Genomic DNA, 18,294 nt, shown 5'->3' with positions numbered 1-18,294 from the left:
GCCCGCCATGAATGCTGAACCTGATGTTTACGCGCAACGCATGGCCGAAACCGGGGCCAAGGCGCGCGCCGCCGCCGCCGTGCTGGCCCAGGCAGATGCCGCAACGCGCGACGCCGCCTTGCGCGCCGCCGCCGCCGCCCTGCGCGCCGCAGCGCCGAAAATCCTTGCGGAAAACGCGCGGGATCTCGCAGCATTTTCCGGCACCGCCGCCTTCGCCGACCGGCTGATGCTCAACGAGGCGCGCGTGGAAGCCATGGCGCGGGGGCTGGAAGAGGTTGCGGACCTGCCGGACCCGCTCGGCCGGACCCTCGCGGAATGGACCCGGCCGAACGGGCTGGTGATCCGCCGCGTGCCCCAGCCGCTCGGCGTGCTCGGGATGATCTATGAGAGCCGGCCCAATGTCGGCGCCGACGCCGCTGCCATCGCCATCAAATCCGGCAATGCGATTCTGCTCCGGGGCGGCTCGGAAAGCTTTCACTCCGCCGCCGCCATTCATCAGGCGGTCGCCGTGGGCTTGCGCATGGCAGGCCTGCCGGAAGATGTGGCGCAGGTGGCACCCACCACCGACCGCGGCTTCGTGGCGGCCATGCTCGCGGCCAGCGGGCTGATCGACCTGCTGATTCCGCGCGGCGGCAAAGCTCTGGTGGAACGCGTGCAGCGCGAAGCGCGGGTGCCGGTGCTCTCCCATGCGGAAGGGCTGAACCACACCTACATCCATGAAGCCGCTGATATCGCCATGGCGCGGAACATCCTCGCCAACGCGAAAATGCGCCGCACCGGCGTTTGCGGTGCGACCGAGACGCTGCTGCTCGACCGCGCCATCGCCGCCGCGCTGCTGCCCCAGCTGGTGTCCGACCTCGCCGCCCTGGGGTGCGCCTTCCGCGCCGACGCCCAAGCCCGCGCCATCCTCCCCACCTTGCCGGCGGCAGGACCCACGGATTTCGACACCGAGTGGCTGGATGCGGTGCTGAACATCGCCATCGTCGACGGGCCGGACCAAGCGCTTGCCCATATCGCCGCGCATGGCAGCGAGCACACCGACGCCATCATCACCCAGGACGAAGCGGTCGCGCACGATTTCCTGCGCCGTCTCAGCAGCGCGGTGGGGATCTGGAACGCCTCCACGCAGTTCTGCGACGGCGGCGAATTCGGGTTCGGCGCGGAAATCGGCATCGCCACCGGCCGCATCCATGCGCGCGGGCCGATCGGGCCGGAGCAGCTCACCACTTTCCGCTACCTCGTCCTCGGCACGGGCCAGGTCCGGCCCTGAACTTCGGCGCGGTCTGATCCCGTGAGTTTTTCCATTCCCCGCTACGGGCACCGTTACCGTTTGCGGGTGGGGCTGCTCGGCGGCTCGTTCAACCCGGCGCATGAAGGGCATCTGCATGTCGCCCGCCAGGCGATGACGCATCTGCGCCTCGACCAGCTCTGGCTGATGGTTTCCCCCGGCAATCCGCTGAAATCCGCCAACGGCATGGCGCCCTTCGCGCAGCGCCTGGCCTCGGCGCAAAAAATCGCCGACGGGCGGCGCATCATCGCCACCGATATCGAACAGCGCCTGGGCACCCGCTACACCTGGGACACGATGCGCGCGCTGACACAGCGTTTTCCGGCGCAAAAATTCGTCTGGCTGATGGGGGCCGACAATTTGCGGCAGCTGCCGCGCTGGGGCAACTGGCTGCGGATCATGCACGCCATGCCGATGCTGGTGCTGCCGCGCCCGGGCGCCACGCGCCCGGCCCTGGCCGGCCGGGCGGCCTCGCGCTTTCGAAAACATCGCCTTCCCGCGCGCTCTGGGCTATGTCTGCCCCTGGCGGCGGCGCCCTGCTGGATTCTCCTCCCGGTGAAGGAGAATTCGGCCTCCGCCACCGCCTTGCGCCGGACGTTCAAAGGAGTTTCGTCATAACCCGCCCACCGACCCGTAAGCCGCCGGCCCCGCGCGGCACCGCCGCCCCGCGCAAACGCGTGGCCAAAGCCGCTCCCGCCGAATCGCTGCCGGCGATGCCCGGCACGCCGCGCAAGAAAGCCACGATCGCCGGTCCCCGCCGCAAAAAGGCGGCGCCGAAGCTGGCTTTGCCCGAGCTGGACCGCATGCAGCAGGTCATCTGCGCCAGCCTCGAGGACGACAAGGCCGAAGACATCGTCGCCATCGACCTCGCCGGCCGCGCCAGCTTCGCTGACCGCATGGTGGTGGCAACCGGTCTCGCCGACCGGCAGATCGCCGCCATGGCCACGCATCTCAACGAAAAACTCGTCGAGGCCGGCTTCAAGAAAGCCCTCATGGAAGGGGCGACCGGCACCGACTGGGTGCTGATCGATGCCGGCGACATCATCGTCCATTTGTTCAAGCCGGAAGCCCGCACATTGTACGGGCTGGAAAAAATGTGGAGCGCCGAACTGGACGAAGCCACACCCGACAGTTCCGGCGAGGCCGGGCCAGAAAGTTAGGTGCGCCTGCTCGCCATCGGCAAGACCGGAGCGGGCCCCGAGGCCGAACTGTTTTCCCGCTACGCCGCACGCATCAGGCCCAGCCTGACCCTGGTCGAGTTCGCCCCCGGCCAGGGCAGCGTGGCGGAAATCAAGCGGCGCGAAGCCGAGTCCCTGCTCGGCGCCCTCGCCGCGCAGGATTTCGCGATTGCCCTTGATTCCGGCGGCCAGACGCCCGATAGCGAGGAACTGGCCCGGCTGCTGGCGCGCTGGACCGAGAGCGGGAAGAAACTGGCGTTTCTGATCGGTGGCGCGGAAGGGTTCGACGCCACCGTGATCGCCCGCGCGAATGCCAGATTATCGCTCGGCCGGCTCACCTGGCCGCATATGCTGGTCCGCCCGATGCTCGCCGAACAGATCTACCGCGCGCAGATGATTTTGGCCGGGCATCCGTATCACCGCGCCGGGCGGCCTTAAACAAGAAAGCAAGCGCTTCTTTTTGTGAACAAAAAGAAGCAAAAAAACTTTGTTAACTTTGGGCCGTGCGGTGTTCACCGCCACAGGCCCAATTTGAAGAAAGTTTTTTGCGCCGCTTTTTTTCAAAAAAGCGGCTGCTTTCTTCCTTATCTTCTAGAACAAGTCGAGCACGCCCGCCTCATGAGGTGTGGCCTCGACCGGTTCACCGCGCAACCGCGTCGCCAGCTCCGAGAGCGTCACGTCACGCAATGCCGCCTCGACATCCGCTTGCCAGGCCGAGGGCACCTGCCCGTGCAGCGCATCGAGAATCGTCGCTACGCCGGCAAGCCGCTGCGCGAACAAATCGAGGCTCTGCACATTGCGATGGCAATCCGCATCATCGGCGAGGCGCAGCAAGGCCGGCGCCAGCACCGATTGCAACCGTTCTGCCAGCTCGGCAAGGTCCGCACATTCCGCGCCGAGGCGCGAGAACACAAGTTGCAGGCTCATAGCCCCCAGGCCGGTTTGAGTCATTGCTTCCACTTTCATCTGCGCCGTCAGAACAATTCGACCGCACCCGCATCGCCCAAAGATTTCGGCAATGAAGCGTTGCGCTCTTCCTGGAAAATCGCTTTTGTCGGGCCCGTTAAGAGTGCCTGCCGCACCCGGCCCGTGGCCGGCCAGAACTGGATGCGCCTGCCGTGCGAGCCGCGCAGGCTGCCGCCCACAAGCGGAATGTTTTCCGCGCGCAGGAAACGCTCGGCGAACGTCGCGTTAAGTTCTCCGATATCGGTCAGCCCTTGCATCATGCAGGCCCCCCCGAACAATTTCGCTTGCAGCCGGCTCCGCTGCGCGCCCTTGCGCAGCAGCCCGTTGACCAGCAATTCCATCGCATACACGCCATAGCGCATCGACGCGCCGGACGACTCCCTCACCTCCGGCTCGCCGCCGCCCCCGGGCAGGAGAAAATGGTTCATCCCCCCGACGCCCATCTCCGCATCCCAGAGGCAGGCCGCCACGCATGACCCTAACAGCGTCGTCAGCACCACGTCCGCGTTGTCGTCCACATGCTGTTCGCCCTGCACGATATTGATGCGGCGATATACCTGCGTATCCGTCGAAACCGTCATGATATTTTAACTAACAATCTGTCTGGCATGGCCGGCCTCGGGGCTGACATCAGGCGTGGTCCTTGCGTTTCGCGTTCGACATCTGCAGCAGCCGCATCGCGATCTGATCCAGCGGATATTGCCGCGTCACCGCGCCGATCTCGAAGGCCACTTTGGGCATGCCATAGACGACCGAGCTGCTCTCATCCTGGCCCAGCGTCATCGCCCCGGTACGCCGCAGGCCGAGCAGCCCCTCGGCCCCGTCACGGCCCATGCCGGTGAGAATCACGCCGATCGCCCGCTCACCGGCATTGTGCGCCAACGATTTAAACATCACGTCCACCGAGGGCCGGTGGCCGTTCACGCGGTCCGCATCGCTGAGGCGGCAGCGCGGCACTGCCGATTTCGTGACCTCGAGATGGTGATTACCCGGGGCGAGATAAACATGTCCCGAGACCAAAGGCGCGCCGTCGACCGCTTCCGTTACCTCCGCCTGCGACAACTTGTTCAGGCGCTGCGCGAAGCTCTTGGTGAAGGTTGCCGGCATGTGCTGGCTGATGACCGTGGGCGGGCAGTTCTTCGGGAATTCGGAAATGATCCGGATCAGCGCCTCGACCCCGCCGGTCGACGCGCCGATGCCGATGATGCGGCCATCGGGGGCGTACTCTTCCGGCTCTCCGCTATCGGCCAGAGTGTTCCGGCGGATCACATGCCGTGCGTTCGCCGCCGCTTTCACCAGATCGGCGAGCGAATCCAGGCTGTGCATGTTGGCCACGCTGGGCTTGGCCACGCAATCGACCGCGCCGATCTCCAACGCGCGCAATGAAACCTCGGCGCCTTCCTGCGTCAACGACGACACCATGATCACCGGCGTGGGACGCAGCCGCATGATCTTTTCGAGGAATTCGAGGCCGTTCATGTGCGGCATTTCAATATCGAGCGTGATTACATCGGGATTGAGCTGTTTGATCGCCTGGCGCGCCTCGTTCGGATCGCCCGCGATACCGACCACCTCGACATCCCGATCGGTCTGCACCACGCTGGCAATGAAACGGCACATCGTCTCCGAGTCATCGACGATCAGCAACCGGACAGGCCTGGTCAATTCGGTCTCCACCCCTGCGGCCGGTAAGTTGTGATGCCATCGCTGACCAGCAGTTTTTCGGCCGGGCCGGCAACGCGTTCGGAATGGCCGATATACAAGGCCCCGTCCGACGCCAGCAGCGGCACGATGCGCGACCATAGGGTGGTCTGCGTGTCGGAATCGAAATAAATCACGACATTCCGGCAGAAAATCGCGTCAAACTTGGTCTTCATCGGCCAGGCGCCGATCAAATTGAGCTTCTTGAACGTCACCAGGGTGCGCAGCTCCTCGCCCACCTGCATCGCCCCGCCTTGCCTTTCCAGCGGCGTGAACCAGCGCTGCCGCATATCGGGCGGCACGTCGGCAACAGTGCTGCGGTCGAAAATTCCGGCCTGTCCCCTCTCGATCATGCTCTCATCGATGTCGGTGGCGAGAATTTTCACGTCGTAGGAGCAGGCGTCGGGAAACGCCGAGAGCAGGGTCAGCGCTATCGAATACGGCTCCTGGCCGCTCGAGCAGCCGGCCGACCACAGACGCACGCGACCGCCTTTCATGGCCTGGGCGCGCAAGGAAGGCAGCAGGTTGGCCTTGAGATGCTCAAAATGGTGCGGCTCGCGGAAAAAGCGCGTGACGTTGGTGGTGAGGGCGCGAATCATCGCGCCGCGTTCCTCATGCTCCTCCGGGTCGGCGACCAGCGCACAATATTCCTTGAAGCTGCGCAGCTTGAGCATCCGCAGGCGCTTGGCCAGGCGGGAATAGACCAAGTTCACCTTGTTGCTCTGCAACAAGATCCCGGCTTCGGCGTGCACAATGGCCGCGATGCGCTCGAAGTCGCGAATCGTCAACGGAAATTCGCCGGCGTCAACGGCGCCGGCGGGGGAAGGCGTGCCTGCCTCCGTCGTGCCGGTGGTCATGCGGCTTCGGGTTCGAGCGCCGGCAGCACGTTCTCCAGCGAGATCAGGCTGATCATCCGCTTGTCGACGGATAGCAGGCCGCGGACGAACATTTTCAGCATCGGCGAGGACACGTCCGGGGTCGGGTGAATCTCCGCCTCGGTCATCGTCAGGATGTCTGACACCGCATCGACGAGCAGGCCGATCTGCTGCGAGCCGCTTTGCACGACGATGATGACGTTGCGCTCGGTCGTTTCAGTTTCCGGCAGGCCGAGGCGCACGGCGAAGTCGACCACCGGCAGCACCGCGCCGCGCAAATTGATCACGCCGCGCACATAAGGCGGGGATTTCGGCAGCGCCGTGGTCGGCGTCCAGCCGCGGATTTCCCGCACCATCATGATGTCGATGCAGCATTCCAGGACCCCCACGCGAAACGCGATCAGCTCGCGGGCATCCTGATGTCCGGTCAGGGAATCAAACATGAGTCATCTCGCTTTTGAAAGAGATTTCCTTGGCTTCGCCATCCGTCCGGCGTCCGCCATCGCGCGAGACGGAGACAATGTTGTCGATATCAAGAATCAGCGCCACGCGGCCGTCGCCCATCACGGTCGCCGCGGCGATGCCGGGCACGGCGCGGTAGTTGGCCTCGAGACTCTTGATCACCACCTGGCGCTGACCGTCGATGGCGTCGACCAGGAGCACGGCCCGCCGTCCTCCCTCGCCCTCCACCAGCAGCGCCACGGCGTTTGCAAGATCGATCGGCGTGTCGCTGTAATCCAGCGCGCCGGCGACATCGATCAGCGGAATATAGCCGCCGCGCAGCGACAGCACGCGCTGCTGCGCATCGAGCGCATGCACATTCTCCGCCTTCGGCTTCAGGGTTTCGATGACGGCGCCAAGCGGCACGATCAGCGTATGCTTGCCGACCCGCACCACCATGCCGTCCAGCACCGCCAGAGTCAGCGGTAGACTCAAACTGAAGGTCGAGCCGACGCCCGGCACCGAGGTGATGGAAATGCGGCCGCCCAGGGCCTGCACGGATTGCCGCACCACGTCCATGCCGACGCCGCGGCCGGAAATGTTGGAAATGGTCGCCGCGGTCGAAAAGCCCGGCAGAAAGATCAGATTGTCGATCTCGTTGTCGGTAAGCTGCGCGTCCGGCGAGATCAGGTCCTTCTCGATCGCTTTCTGCTTCACGCGCGACCGGTTGATGCCGCCACCATCGTCGGCAACTTCCAGCACGATGCGGCCGGAGCGGTGCACCGCTGTGAGCTTGACGGTGCCTTCGAGCGGCTTGCCCGCAGCAGCCCGGTCTTCGGGCGATTCCAGCCCGTGGTCGATGGCGTTGCGGATCATGTGCGTGAGCGGATCGGCGATCCGCTCGATCACGGTCTTGTCGACCTCGGTGCCCTCGCCTTCGGTGAGCAGACGCACCTGCTTGCCGGTCTGCGCCGCCACTTCGCGCACCAGGCGCGGCATGCGCATGAACACGGAGCGCACGGGCTGAGCGCGGATCGCCATCACGCTATCCTGAATCTCGCGCGTGAGATTCTCCAGCTCTTCCAGCGCCACGACCACCGCGGAAGCGCGCGCGATGCCTGCCTCCAGAACGCGCTGGCTGAGCATCGCCTCGTTGATGACCAGTTCGCCGACGAGGTTGATCAGGCGGTCGACGCGATCGAGGTCGACGCGGATCGTCGCCCCCACCGGAGCGCCGGACTCGGCCTTCGCCGCCATCGCCTCAACCGGTCCCGACGCGGCCTGTTCCACCGCCGCCGGCATGACCGCGGGTTCGTCGATCGAAGGGGCATAAATCTCGAATTCGACGCCCTCGCCGCCCGGCGCATAAATCTCGAATTCAAAACCTTCGCCCAAATCGGCCGGATCGAACTCCGCGGTGTCGGCCGTCTGGTCCGAGATCTCCAGCACGCAATCATCTTCGACAAATTCGAAAACGTCACGGATGGCGCGTTCGTCGCAGGCGGAGTGCAGCGTCACCGTCCAGGTGAAATAAGCGCCCTCCGGGTCAAGCTCGTTAAGCGACGGCAGCGCGCTATCGTCGAGCACCACTTCGGTCCGGCCGAGCCGGCCGAGCTCGCGCAGCAGTGGCAGAGCTTCATTGGCGTTGGCGTACAGAGCGGCGCGCGGCTTGAACGAAATGACCCAGATTTTTTCCGCCGGCATTGCGGGTTCAGGCTTCGCTTCAGCCGGCTTGGCCGCCGCCGGCTCGCTCGCACTGGCGCCCGGCGAGATCAGCCGGGTCAGCTCGGCCACCACCTTCTGCGTCTTGGCCTCGTCGGCCGGACCGTCGCCCCGCGCTGCCCGCACCACGTCGCTCAGCGTATCGGAAGCCTGCAGCAGGACCTTGATGACCTCCGACGTCGCGGCCAGGCGGCCGCTGCGCACCGCGTCGAGCGTGGTTTCAAACACATGGGCGAATTTGACCAGATCATCGAGCGCGAAAATGCCCGCACTGCCCTTGATCGAGTGGACGGCGCGAAAGACCGCGTTAACGGTCTCGGAATCCGCCGCACCGCCGTCCATGCTGGAGAGACCGGATTCCAGCTCCGCGAGCTGCTCCTCGCATTCCTGAAAGAAAGTCTGCCGAATGGCGGCCATAGGATCCAAGATTGTCGCTCCTGCGCTCAGGCCGTTACGCGGCGGATCGCCGCAACAAGCTTCACCGGGTCAAACGGCTTCACAATCCAGCCGGTGGCGCCCGCATCCTTGGCGCGCAGTTTCTTTTCCGCGTCGACCTCGGTGGTCAGAACCAGCACCGGCGTGCCACGCCGTTTCGCATCCTTCCGGACCGCCTCGATGAACCCGAAGCCATCGAGGCGCGGCATGTTGATGTCCGTTACGATGACGTCCGGGGTCTCATTTTCGAGCACTTCCAGCCCGTGCACCCCATCTTCGGCCTGCACCACGCGGTAGCCCGCCTCGCTGAGCGAGTGCCGCAGCATGTCTCGCATGGAGCGCGAATCGTCAACCGTCAAAACCGTTGTCGTCATTTGGCTGGTTCCTTTTCCAGACCGAATCTTTCCAGACCGATGCCTAGTTCATTCAACGCCGAAACGAGTTCGACCGAAAATTTGCCGCTTACCCATTCGATTTGATCATCAGCCCATAGTCTACGGGCTGCCAACAGCACTTGCAGGCATGGCACCCCGGCGCGCGCCACGTTGGCGCCATCGAGATGGATTTTCCGCCCGCGCCGGCTGAGAAACTCCTGCTTGAGGGACGTCGCCGCCGCCAGATCCAGACTGACGGGCAATGTGAGTGTATCTGAGACGTCGTTAGATTGCATGCGTCTGGGCTTTCGCAACGAAACCGTTAGAATAAGGAATGAATGTCATGAATGCCGAACCCGCGCCCGCGAGATGCTGCGCACGGGCAAGGCGGCTCGCGGGCAGAAGCGATGACAGGAAGGTGCGCATCACGCCGCAATCGCCTCCATGGGATTGAAGTCTTCGGCCAGCGCCAGGAACCTGATGCCGTATTGGTCCTTGCCGATCGCGGCGACCTCGCCATAAGCGAAGCGGCGGCCGTTGGCGTAGATGCAGAGCGGCTCTTCGACCGGCTGGTCGAGCACAAGCACCTGCCCCTCCCGCAACTGGCGGAGATTCGCCACCGACATCTGCACCCGCCCCAGCTCCACCGTCAGCTCCACGGCGATGCGCTGCACGATGCCTTTGGGGCGCCCCAGAGGCGAAACACGCCCCCGGCTGTCCGAGCCCGGCACGGCGAGCGCCGGCTGGGCGTCGTCACCGTCGCGGACGGAGGCTTGCAGCCGGCAGCAGACATACCCATCGCTCTGCCCGTATTCGGCCCGGAACAGGTCAACGCCGTCGACCACGCCGATCGCCTCGGGGAGCAAGGTAAAGGGCAGCTTGTCTCCCTCTTTCAGCGCATCGAGCAGGCCGATCGAAACGCGCGCCCGGGCGATTTCCACCTGCACCTCCACCGGCGTTTCATCCACCAGATGGTCAAGGTCGCGCGCCCATTTGAAATCGGCCTCGCCGGCGGAGATCAGGGCGCCGCGCGAATTGATCTTGGTTTCGAGCGATTCGAACGCGGCGTAGGGAACGATCAGCTTGACCGAGCCGAAACCGAGGGTGGATTCGAAAATGCCGGTCGCGGAGATCATCCAGGCCTGCGCCTCGTCGATCGACAACATACCGCGCGACGTCTCGTATTGCGCGACCACGCCATCGAGCTGGACGAGATTGGCGAACACTTCGGACATGGCCGCGATCGTGATGTCGATCATCTGCTTGCCGAAGCGCACTTCCATCACCGAGAGCTCTTCGCGGACATACATGTCGGTGCTGGTGGCGCCGCACAGCTCATCGACCACGGCGCCGATCAGGTCGCCCTCCACCGCGACGATGGCGCGCGCGTGCAGCGACTTGAGGTCGACGATGCCTGCCAACATGATGTCAGGAAAAGACGACAGGGCGGCGTCATGGCTCACGACGGCGTTAACGCAGCTCAAAATCGTGGTTTTGCAACGCAGTTTCTGGAACGTCAGGAAGCTGACCTTCCGCATGATCAGTTCGCAGAGGCTTTCCATCAACTGCGAGCGGGCCTGCGGCGTGCGGGCCGCCTCCAGCAGGTCCAGCGGCTTGGCATCCTGGGTCGCATCAAACATTTGCACCGTCCATTGTCATATTGAACGCCGGCACGTTCACGCCACAGGCAGCAATTGCTTCACGACATAAAGCAGTTGAGGGGGCTTCGGCGGCTTGGTCAGCCAACCTGACGCACCAACAGCTTTCGCCTCGTCCCTTTTCCGCCCGTCAGCCTCACCGCTCAGCACGATGATCGGGGTGAATTTCGTCTCGGGCAATTTGCGAGCCGCTTTGATGAAGTCGATCCCGTCCATTTCCGGCATGTTAAGGTCAGTAAGAATGACGGCAGGTTTAAGCCCACCGGTAATCCTGTCCAGCCCTTCCTTGCCGTTGTTGGCAGTGGAAATCTCGTAATTCGCCGTCTGCAGAATCTGCCCCAGGCTCATCACCATGGTCGCAGAATCGTCGATAATAAGAATAGTCGGCATCAATGCCCTCACCCAGATCGGCTAATTCGTTGAGATGATACTATGTCGTCCGCTGCAGACGCAAAGTGCAGCGCCTCAAACACGCGCACGCGCGCCGGCGAGACGAAAGCCGCGTCATGCGGCACGCCGCCAGGGAGCCTCTCATCACGAGGCGAGCGCCGCGGCATGACCTGCTCCACCGCCGCCGGCGCCAATTTATCGAAGCCTCCCCCGCAACCGGATAGGCCGTGGGGGTCTTCAGGAGCATGCCAATGCAAATTCAACCTTAAAACCTATTCAGCCGCATCATTACCAATTTAGTAACTTTAGATTGCAAAAGCTACAATATCTTTTTGCAACCCTACGTTAGATAAACTTCGTAATAGTCCCGTCCTGCGGCGTCGCCAGCTTCGCCGCGCCCGCCACCCCTTGACGCGCCCTCCGCCGGGGCGACATTTGCCGGCACGACTCAATGCCCGGAGTGAAGGACCAGACATGCCCGCAAAGCCCGTAATGCTCGTCATTCTCGACGGTTTCGGCTGGAGTGAGCGCCGCGAGGACAATGCCGTCGCCCTGGCGAAAAAGCCGAATTTCGACCGCCTCTGGTCCGGCGCGCCGCATGCCTTCCTGACCACCTGCGGCAAAGCGGTCGGCCTGCCGCAGGGGCAAATGGGCAATTCCGAGGTCGGCCATTTGAATATCGGCGCCGGCCGGGTGGTGATGCAGGAACTGCCGCGCATCGACGCGGCGATCGAGGACGGTTCGCTGGCGCAAAACCCGGCGCTGCAGGATTTCATCGCCAGGCTGAAAAAGACCGGCGGCACCGCGCATCTGCTCGGCCTTATCTCGCCGGGCGGCGTGCATGCGCACCTCGACCATGCCGTCGCCCTGGCGGCGCTGCTTCATGCGGCCGGCATTCCGGTCGCCGTCCATGCCTGGATGGACGGGCGCGACACCGCCCCTGACGGCGGCGCCGGCTTTATGCGCGAGTTTCAGGCCAAGCTCGGCGATCGCGGCCGGGTCGTGACTCTCATCGGCCGCTATTATGCCATGGACCGCGATAAGCGCTGGGAGCGGGTGCGCCAGGCCTATGAGCTGATCGCGACCGGCACGGGCGATCGCTTCCCCACCGCCGAGGCCGCGATCGCCGCCAGTTATGCGGCCGGCAAGACCGACGAATTCATCCCGCCCGCGGTGATCGGCGATTATGCCGGCTTGCGCGACGGCGACGCGGTGCTGTGCGTGAATTTCCGCGCCGACCGGGTGCGGGAAATCCTCGCCGCCCTGCTCGACCCCGCTTTCGCCGGGTTTGCCCGCGCCCGCCCGCAACTTTGCGCCGCCCTGGGCATGACCGCCTACAGCGACGAGCTGGCCCCGCTGATGCAGACCTTGTTCGCCCCGGTGCCGATGAACGACCTGCTCGGCGGCGTGGTCGCGGCGCGTGGCCTGAGGCAGCTGCGCATGGCGGAGACGGAAAAATACCCGCACGTCACTTATTTTCTGAATGGCGGGCGCGAAACGCCGTTCGACGGCGAAGAGCGGATCATGGTCCCCTCGCCCAAAGTCGCGACCTACGATCTGCAGCCGGAAATGTCCGCCCCGGAACTCACCGCCAAAGCCGTCGCCGCGATCCAGACTCAGAAATTTGACCTGATCATCCTCAATTTCGCCAACCCGGACATGGTCGGCCATACCGGCGTGCTGGCGGCGGCGATCAAAGCGGTGGAGACGGCCGATGCCGGGCTGGGCGCGATCGCCGACGCCGCGCTGGCGCAAGGCGGTACCCTGCTGGTGACCGCCGATCACGGCAATTGCGAAATGATGCGCGATCCGGAGACCGGCCGGCCGCATACCGCGCACACGCTCAACCCGGTGCCGGTCCTGCTGGCCGGCGCGCCGGCCGGCACCAGGCTTCGGGACGGTTCGCTGGCCGACATCGCCCCCACGCTGCTCGCCCTGCTGGGCATTGCCCAGCCGGCGGCAATGACCGGCCGCTCCCTCATCGCTTGACCCTCCGCCGCGCCGCACTGTTGCTCGCCTTGCTGCCGGCCCTGGCTCAGGCCGACCCCAGAGGCGAGGCCCAGGCCGCACTCGCCGCGCACCGCCATGCCGCCGCGTTGGCCCGGCAGCAGGCCCAGGCGGAAGCCGGCCGGGCCGCCGCCCTGGCGCAACAGCAGGTGCGCGCCACTGCCGCCCTGCGGCAACTCGAAGGAGAGACCGAAGCCGACACGCAGCTGCTCGCCAGCCTGAACGCCCAGCAGGAGGCGGCGGCACAGCGCCTGACCCTCGCGCAGGCCGAGCTCGGCCGGCTGTTGCCGGTCATGCAGCGGCTGAGCGCACAGCCCGCCGCCGCCATGCTCGCCGTCCCGCAACCCCCGGTGGACACGATTCGGGCCATCGCGGTCATTCAGGGCATCGCCGCGCAGATCGAGACCGCGGCGGCGACGGTGAAGACCGAAACCGCGCGGCTGACCGCCCTGGCGGACCAAACTCGCGCCGCCCAGGCGCAGTTGACCCAGGCGGTCGCCACGCAGCAGAGCGCCGAAGCGCAGCTCTCGGCCCAGATCGCCGCCGCCCGATCCACGGAAATGGCCGAAGCCGACATCGAAGCGCGGGAAGACAGCGCCAGCCGCGAGGTGCAGCGCACCCTCGACCGCATCGCCGCCAACGCCGCGGCGGCCAGGGCGGCGGCGCTGCATGCAACGTCTATCCCCCCGGCACAGGCGCCGGCCACCGGCGCGCCGGTGGCCGGGCAGGTTTTGCAGGCTTATGGTGCGGCCACGGCGGCCGGCCCGGCCCAAGGCATCAGTTATGGCGCGGCCCCCGGCGCCCGGGTCGCCGCCCCCTGCGCCGGCAGCGTGCTGTATGCCGGCGCGTTTCCGGCCTATGGCCATGTCGTCATTACCGGCTGCGGCGGCGGCACCAACATCGTGCTGGCCGGCATGGCGACGCTCGACGTCGCCACCGGCGAGCATGTCGCCCACGGCCAGCCGGTCGGCGAGATGCAGGGCTATGATCCCGCCGCCCCGGCCCGGCAACCGATCCTGTATGTCGAATTGCGGCGGAACGGCACGCCGGTCGATCCCGCCCCCTGGCTCGCACACGCGCATTTTTAACCGCCGGAGTCGGGCCCTGCCGCATGCGGCTCTGGATAAATGACCGGCTATACTATCTAATAACTGATGACGGCCATCGCCCCGCCGGGCGACGGAAGCGGTCGGGGATCAGGTAAGGATTAAAGAGCATGCGGTTGCGGAACAGTTTGATGCTGGGTGGTGTGTTTCTCGCCGGCCTGGCGATGGGCACGATGGCGCAGCCTTTGCAGCGGGCCATGGGCCAGCAGGCGGCCAATGACAGCACCTACCAGCAGCTCTCGCTCTTCGGCGACATCCTCACCTTGGTGAAAGAAAATTACGTCATCGATCCGCCGTCTGACAAGCTGATCTACAACGCCGTCAATGGCATGCTGTCCGGCCTCGACCCGCATTCCAGCTACATGAACGCGCAGCAATATGCGGACATGCAGGTGCAGACTTCCGGCCAGTTCGGCGGCCTTGGCCTGGAAGTCACCGAAACGTCCGGACTGCTGAAGGTCATCACCCCGATCGATGACACGCCGGGCTCGCGGGCCGGCATCAAGCCCGGCGACATCATCGTCGAGATCAACGGCCGTTCCACCGAGGGCCTGAACCTGGACAATGCAGTGACCCAGATGCGCGGCGCGCCCGGCACGCAGGTGACGCTGACGATCAAGCGTAGCGGCGTCAATACGCCGGTGCATGTCACCCTCACCCGCGAAATCATCAAAATTCAGGACGTGAAAGACCGGCTGTTCACCACACCGGCCGGCGCGGTGGGCTATATCCGCCTCGGTAGTTTCGACGAAGACGCCTCGGCACATATCCGCACGGCGGTAACCTCGCTGGCGTCACAGGCGCATGGCCATATCCGCGGCTACATCCTCGACCTGCGCGACAATCCCGGCGGCCTGCTCGACCAGGCTGTCGCCGTCAGCGACGATTTCCTCAATAGCGGCGAGATCGTTTCCACCCACGGAAGGCACGCGCAGGATGACCAGGTCTGGTACGCGCAAGACAACGACATGACCCATGGCATCCCGATGGTCGTGCTCACCAATGCCGGCACCGCCTCGGCAGCGGAGATCGTCACCGCGGCCTTGCAGCAGAACCACCGCGCCCTGGTGCTCGGCACCAAGACCTTCGGCAAGGGCTCGGTGCAGACGATCATCCCGATCGAGAATGCCGGCGCGCTGCGCCTGACCACGGCGCTGTATTTCACCCCCTCGGGCCGGTCGATCCAGGATTATGGCGTGACCCCGAACATCATCGTCTCCGACTCCCGCACGCCGGAGGACACGTTCGCGCAATTGCGCGAAACCGACCTGCTGCACGCCTTCGCCAACCCGACCGGGCAGACCGCCACGCCGCTGCCGCCGGCGCCGCCGCTGCCCGCCATCGCCAAGACCATCCCCGACAAGCCGCCCGTGGGCTGGCCAACCTTCGACGCCGCCAACCCGTCCACCGACTTCCAGCTGCAGATGGCGCTCAAGCTGGTGGACGCGATGGGCCCCGCGCACACGGCCACGGCATCGACGAATTGACGCCGGCCGGGAGGCCGTCCCGGCGCGGTTCGATCCGGCACGCAGCGCCGTTGAGCCGCGCTTTCTCTTTCGCCACACAGACCGCCCCCTGACTGATGATTATGACTGATCATTCCAACCTTCCCTATCGTCTCAATGTCGGCGCCGTTCTGTTCGGCGCCGGCGGAAGGGTGCTGGTGGCGCGCCGCGCCGGCCTCGCCGACGCCGCCTGGCAATTGCCGCAAGGCGGGATCGATGAAGGCGAGGACCCGCGCGCGGCTTTGTTCCGCGAGCTCGAGGAAGAGATCGGCACCGCCCATGCGAATATCCTCGCCGAGCATCCTGACTGGCTGCAATATGACCTTCCCCCGGAACTGATCGGCAAGGCGTTCCGCGGTCGCTATCGGGGCCAGCGGCAGAAATGGTTCGCCCTGCGCTTCCTGGGCGCCGACGCCGAGATCCGGCTCGATGCGCATGCCCACCCGGAATTCGACGCCTGGAAATGGGTCGAACTCGCCGCGCTGCCGGGGCTTGCGGTCGCCTTCAAACGTCCGATTTACGAGAGGCTGGCGCAGGATTTCGCGCCTTACACACGCTTCTGACCTGCGCATTTGACGATCACCCATTCAAGATTGGACCTTATGATGCTGAAATTGACCGCTGCCGACGGGCATGAATTCCAGAGTTTCGAAGCCGGTACCGTCAACGCGCCCCGCGCGCTCGTGGTCGTGCAGGAGATCTTCGGCGTGAACCCGCATATGCGCCTGGTCTCGGAACGCCTCGCGAGTTACGGCTACCATGTTCTTTGTCCGGCGCTGTTTGACCGCGTCGAACGCGGCGTGGAACTGGGCTATGGCCCCGCTGACCGCGACAAGGGGCTGGAACTGCGCGCAAAAATTCCCGAAAGTGCGGTGATGCAGGACATCGAGGCGGTCGTCACCGCCTTGGGCAATCGCCCGGTCGGCATCATCGGCTATTGCTGGGGCGGCACCATTGCCTGGCTCGGCGCCACGAAAACCGAGCGCTTCAAGGCCGCAATCGGCTGGTATGGCGGCGGTATCGCCGCTGAAAAGACGCTGCGCCCCCATTGCCCGGTGCAGCTGCATTTCGGCGAGGCCGACACCGGCATCCCGATGGCCGATGTGGACGCCATCCGCCAGGCGCAGCCGGGCGTGGAGATCTTCACCTATCCCGGCGCCCAGCACGGTTTCGGCTGCGAGGCGCGGGCAAGCTACAGCGCCAAGGATTGCGAACTCGCTGAGCTGCGCAGCCTCGCTTTCTTCGCCGAGCATCTGCGCTAAAGAAGGTAAGGCTTCTTTTTTGAAAAATGGGGCCCGCGGCGTTTCGGCGTCACGGGCCCCATTTTAGCGACCGCCGCCAAAGCCGGCGGTATGCCGCATGCCTCGCCATCATGTCGAACAACGAGATTTGATCTTTTTTCCGTTCGATTCCTCAACGCATTACAAAATGTCATACAAACGCAATCAAACAGATGTCGCCTTTGTCACATCCATTGATTATTGCGGTCCCGGCAGGGGGATCCCCCTCGTAAGTCGACAGGAACACCCACTCAAGGGACTCTTAATAAAAGGAACGCGAACGTGAAACTTTCTAACCTGCTCAGCCGCTCGACCGCTTTGCGCTCTGGTGTTGCCGCTCTGGCTCTCGCCGCCACTGTCGCAACCGCCGGCGCCGCGCATGCTGCGAGCACCCTGGTCGAAACCGGGTCCAGCCTGCTTTACCCGCTGTTCAACCTCTGGGTCCCTGCGTTCACCGCTGCTCACCCCGACGTCCAGATCACCACGACCTCGACCGGCTCAGGCGCGGGCATCGCGCAGTCGATCAAGAACCTGGTGCAGATCGGCGCGTCCGACGCGTATATGTCCGACGCCTTGGTTCAGCATAACCCGAACATGCTGAACATCCCGCTGGCGATTTCGGCGCAGGCGATCAACTACAACCTGCCGGGCCTGGCCAACACCCACATCAACCTTTCCGGTCCGATCCTCGCCGGCATCTATTCCGGCAAGATCACCATGTGGAATGACCGCGCGATCCGCGCCGCCAACCCGGGCGTCAATCTGCCGGCGCACGTGATCATCCCCGTCCACCGCGTCGACGGTTCGGGCGACACCTTCATTTTCACCCAGTATCTGTCCGATTCCACCCCCTCCTGGGCGCATAGCGTGCATTACGGCACCACCGTGTCCTGGCCGGCGGTTGCCGGCGGCATTGGCGCGAACGGCAATTCCGGCATGGTCTCCGCCGCCGCCGCCAACCCATACTCGATCGCCTATATCGGCGTGAGCTATGCCGCTCCCGCCGCAAAGGCCGGTCTGGGCGTTGCCGCGCTGAAGAACGCCTTGGGCGCGTACGTGCTGCCGAACCCCGCCACCGTGGGCGCCGCTGCCTCTTCCGTGGTGACCATCACCCCGCCGGATGAGCGCATCAGCATGATCTTCGCGAAAGGCGCCAACGCCTACCCGATCGCCAACTACGAATATGCGATCATCAACGCCAAGCAGGCGGACGCGGCCACCGCCGCCTCCCTGCGCACCTTCCTGAACTGGGCGGTGACCGACGGCAATGCGTCGCAGTTCCTGGACCAGGTCCACTTCCTGCCGCTGCCGGCCGCGATCCAGACTCTCTCGCAGACCCAGATCGCGAAGATCAAGTAAAGGCTTTTT

20 protein-coding genes are annotated in these 18,294 nt (G+C 64.9%); 10 read left to right on the top strand and 10 right to left on the bottom strand.

Translation table 11 applies throughout. The annotated features are described in order from the left end of the window. The first annotated feature begins 7 nt into the window (after positions 1 to 7). From VNC39_RS02580 to VNC39_RS02565, 4 genes are all read left to right on the top strand, one after another. Positions 8 to 1,270, top strand: a complete 1,263-nt coding sequence (locus VNC39_RS02580; RefSeq protein ID WP_408840061.1) for a glutamate-5-semialdehyde dehydrogenase — start codon at positions 8 to 10, stop codon at positions 1,268 to 1,270. Positions 1,271 to 1,291: 21 nt separating this feature from the next. Further along, on the top strand, positions 1,292 to 1,906 hold the full coding sequence (locus VNC39_RS02575) for a nicotinate-nucleotide adenylyltransferase (RefSeq protein WP_325395856.1): 615 nt from the start codon (positions 1,292 to 1,294) through the stop codon (positions 1,904 to 1,906). Positions 1,907 to 2,001: 95 nt separating this feature from the next. Then, on the top strand, positions 2,002 to 2,448 hold the full coding sequence (gene rsfS, locus VNC39_RS02570; RefSeq protein WP_325395875.1) for a ribosome silencing factor: 447 nt from the start codon (positions 2,002 to 2,004) through the stop codon (positions 2,446 to 2,448). Then, positions 2,449 to 2,904 carry a 23S rRNA (pseudouridine(1915)-N(3))-methyltransferase RlmH gene (locus VNC39_RS02565; protein ID WP_325395854.1) on the top strand — a complete coding sequence of 152 codons (456 nt, stop codon included), beginning with the start codon at positions 2,449 to 2,451 and terminating at the stop codon, positions 2,902 to 2,904. A 153-nt stretch (positions 2,905 to 3,057) separates the two neighbouring features. On the opposite strand, the gene VNC39_RS02560 is transcribed toward VNC39_RS02565, so the two are convergent. The 10 genes from VNC39_RS02560 to VNC39_RS02515 form a co-directional block, all read right to left on the bottom strand. Continuing rightward, positions 3,058 to 3,393 carry a hypothetical protein gene (locus tag VNC39_RS02560; protein WP_325395852.1) on the bottom strand — a complete coding sequence of 112 codons (336 nt, stop codon included), beginning with the start codon at positions 3,391 to 3,393 and terminating at the stop codon, positions 3,058 to 3,060. A gap of 47 nt (positions 3,394 to 3,440) precedes the next feature. Continuing rightward, on the bottom strand, positions 3,441 to 4,013 hold the full coding sequence (locus tag VNC39_RS02555) for a chemotaxis protein CheD (protein WP_325395850.1): 573 nt from the start codon (positions 4,011 to 4,013) through the stop codon (positions 3,441 to 3,443). A gap of 49 nt (positions 4,014 to 4,062) precedes the next feature. After that, positions 4,063 to 5,097, bottom strand: coding sequence for a protein-glutamate methylesterase/protein-glutamine glutaminase (locus tag VNC39_RS02550; RefSeq protein ID WP_325395848.1), 1,035 nt, complete (start codon positions 5,095 to 5,097; stop codon positions 4,063 to 4,065). Continuing rightward, a complete protein-coding gene (locus tag VNC39_RS02545; protein ID WP_325395846.1) occupies positions 5,094 to 5,990 on the bottom strand; it encodes a CheR family methyltransferase in 897 nt (298 codons plus the stop codon). Before VNC39_RS02545 ends, VNC39_RS02550 begins: the two co-directional genes overlap by 4 nt. Next, positions 5,987 to 6,451: a chemotaxis protein CheW gene (locus tag VNC39_RS02540; RefSeq protein ID WP_325395844.1), complete on the bottom strand. Its 465-nt coding sequence runs from the start codon at positions 6,449 to 6,451 to the stop codon at positions 5,987 to 5,989. The genes VNC39_RS02545 and VNC39_RS02540 overlap by 4 nt, the downstream gene beginning before the upstream one ends. Continuing rightward, positions 6,444 to 8,588: a chemotaxis protein CheA gene (locus VNC39_RS02535; protein ID WP_325395873.1), complete on the bottom strand. Its 2,145-nt coding sequence runs from the start codon at positions 8,586 to 8,588 to the stop codon at positions 6,444 to 6,446. The genes VNC39_RS02540 and VNC39_RS02535 overlap by 8 nt, the downstream gene beginning before the upstream one ends. A gap of 26 nt (positions 8,589 to 8,614) precedes the next feature. Further along, on the bottom strand, positions 8,615 to 8,980 hold the full coding sequence (locus tag VNC39_RS02530) for a response regulator (protein WP_325395842.1): 366 nt from the start codon (positions 8,978 to 8,980) through the stop codon (positions 8,615 to 8,617). Further along, on the bottom strand, positions 8,977 to 9,276 hold the full coding sequence (locus VNC39_RS02525) for an STAS domain-containing protein (protein ID WP_325395840.1): 300 nt from the start codon (positions 9,274 to 9,276) through the stop codon (positions 8,977 to 8,979). Before VNC39_RS02525 ends, VNC39_RS02530 begins: the two co-directional genes overlap by 4 nt. A 129-nt stretch (positions 9,277 to 9,405) precedes the next feature. Next, complete coding sequence (locus VNC39_RS02520; RefSeq protein WP_325395838.1) at positions 9,406 to 10,620, bottom strand: FliM/FliN family flagellar motor switch protein; 1,215 nt, start codon at positions 10,618 to 10,620, stop codon at positions 9,406 to 9,408. Between the two features lie 36 nt (positions 10,621 to 10,656). Further along, positions 10,657 to 11,028, bottom strand: a complete 372-nt coding sequence (locus tag VNC39_RS02515) for a response regulator (protein WP_325395836.1) — start codon at positions 11,026 to 11,028, stop codon at positions 10,657 to 10,659. Between the two features lie 474 nt (positions 11,029 to 11,502). On the opposite strand from VNC39_RS02515, the gene gpmI reads away from it, so the two are divergent. The 6 genes from gpmI to pstS all read left to right on the top strand — a co-directional run bounded on the left by gpmI (position 11,503) and on the right by pstS (position 18,285). Continuing rightward, the gene (gpmI, locus tag VNC39_RS02510) at positions 11,503 to 13,017 is read left to right on the top strand and encodes a 2,3-bisphosphoglycerate-independent phosphoglycerate mutase (protein WP_325395834.1); all 1,515 of its coding nucleotides are present in this window, start codon (positions 11,503 to 11,505) and stop codon (positions 13,015 to 13,017) included. Beyond that, a complete protein-coding gene (locus tag VNC39_RS02505) occupies positions 13,014 to 14,123 on the top strand; it encodes a murein hydrolase activator EnvC family protein (protein WP_325395832.1) in 1,110 nt (369 codons plus the stop codon). Before gpmI ends, VNC39_RS02505 begins: the two co-directional genes overlap by 4 nt. A 128-nt stretch (positions 14,124 to 14,251) precedes the next feature. Next, the gene (locus VNC39_RS02500; protein WP_325395831.1) at positions 14,252 to 15,628 is read left to right on the top strand and encodes a S41 family peptidase; all 1,377 of its coding nucleotides are present in this window, start codon (positions 14,252 to 14,254) and stop codon (positions 15,626 to 15,628) included. A gap of 101 nt (positions 15,629 to 15,729) precedes the next feature. Next, a complete protein-coding gene (locus VNC39_RS02495; RefSeq protein WP_325395829.1) occupies positions 15,730 to 16,209 on the top strand; it encodes an RNA pyrophosphohydrolase in 480 nt (159 codons plus the stop codon). A gap of 39 nt (positions 16,210 to 16,248) precedes the next feature. After that, entirely contained in the window at positions 16,249 to 16,908 is a 660-nt protein-coding gene (locus VNC39_RS02490) for a dienelactone hydrolase family protein (RefSeq protein WP_325395827.1), read from the top strand. 300 nt (positions 16,909 to 17,208) lie between these two features. Beyond that, the gene (gene pstS, locus VNC39_RS02485) at positions 17,209 to 18,285 is read left to right on the top strand and encodes a phosphate ABC transporter substrate-binding protein PstS (RefSeq protein WP_325395825.1); all 1,077 of its coding nucleotides are present in this window, start codon (positions 17,209 to 17,211) and stop codon (positions 18,283 to 18,285) included. Positions 18,286 to 18,294: the final 9 nt, after the last annotated feature.

The sequence above is a fragment of the Acidocella sp. genome (assembly GCF_035535915.1).
Taxonomy (GTDB): Bacteria; Pseudomonadota; Alphaproteobacteria; order Acetobacterales; family Acetobacteraceae; genus Acidocella.
The sequence above is the reverse complement of the archived record's forward strand: the minus strand, read 5'-3'. Positions and strand labels throughout refer to the sequence as shown.